At 43.8% G+C, this 1359-nt stretch carries 1 protein-coding gene; it reads left to right on the top strand.

Annotation, left to right across the window (positions count from 1 at the left end; translation table 11 throughout):
- Positions 1 to 452: 452 nt before the first annotated feature.
- Positions 453 to 1359: D-alanyl-D-alanine carboxypeptidase family protein (locus R7E78_RS24135; RefSeq protein ID WP_318058340.1), on the top strand; the 907-nt coding region annotated here is incomplete at its 3' end.

Below are 1359 nucleotides of genomic sequence, written 5' to 3'. Positions count from 1 at the left end.
TCTATTACTCTGGTATTGACGCGAAGCTAACAAGATAAAACGTAAGGTGAGTAATATAAGCGCAACTGAAGATCTTGGATTATCCGATTTTCATTACCCCTAGTTTTTCAGCTCTGTAATTATTGGGTTGAATTGTCCTTTTAAGCCCGCACAGGTACTCTCCCTGACATCACCGTTTGTGCGGGTGCTTTTTCATATTTTGAACGATTTGTTTTAGAGATCTGCTTATCTAAAAATGTGGATTCTCGCTGTCATTGACGTGAGGCCGTTCTTTCGTGATCTCGTTTGGGCATCACATGTATGGGCGGAAAATTTCTACTCATCTCTCATTCTTCTCGACAAATATTGAGTAAAGGTAACGAATCGTAACATTACTGCTGTAACTGTATGGCGTTTCAATATACTCGACTTAGTTTGTAAGCCACAGATTGCTAATAAGATTAGATGTCACTATGAGAAAAATTACCTTATTCAACACGACTTTCCTTACCGGCCTTGCTACCTTCTCTCACTTTGCCTTTGCTGCACCAACTGTTGTCCCTAATGCACCTGAATTAAGCTCCCGCGGTTATGTACTGATGGACTATCACACAGGTAAAGTGTTGGTAGAGCGCGATGCAGACAAGCGATTAAACCCAGCGAGCTTAACTAAGTTGATGACTGCTTATGTTGCAGGACAAGAAGTAAACGCTGGCAATATCAGTCTCGATGATCAAGTTGTCATTAGTCGCAACGCTTGGGCGAAAAACTTCCCAGATTCTTTCAAAATGTGCATCGAAGTAAACACGTCTGTGTCTCTGTCTGATTTATATCGAGGATTGGTGGTTCAGTCAGGAAACGATGCTAGTGTTGCCATTGCAGAACACGTCGCTGGCAGCGAAGCAGGCTTTGTTAGCTTAATGAATAGTTGGGCGAGTCAACTTGGTTTGACGAATTCCTCATTTACTAACCCTCACGGTTTAGATAGCGATGGTTTGTATTCAACACCGCATGATATAGCTAAGTTGGGTCAAGCAATCATTCGTGATCTGCCTGATATTTATCCGATGTACAGTGAAACGTCTTTTACGTACAACGGTATTACTCAATATAACCGGAATGGCTTACTTCGTGATCGCAGCATGAACGTTGACGGGATGAAAACGGGCTATACCAGTGGTGCAGGTTACCGTTTGGCGACGTCAGCCACCAATGGCGACATGCGCCTTATCGCAGTTGTCATGGGGGCGAAGAGCCAAAGTGTGCGTGAATCAGAAAGTAAGCAACTTCTTAGTTACGGTTTTCGATTCTACGATACCTTGATGCCAACGGCCGCAGGAACTGATATCGCAAGCGCTCGCGTTTGGATGGGGCAAAAGG

The sequence above is a fragment of the Vibrio sp. YT-19(2023) genome, from assembly GCF_033337395.1.
Note: the sequence above shows the minus strand (reverse complement) of the source record. Positions and strands in the feature narration are given on the sequence as shown.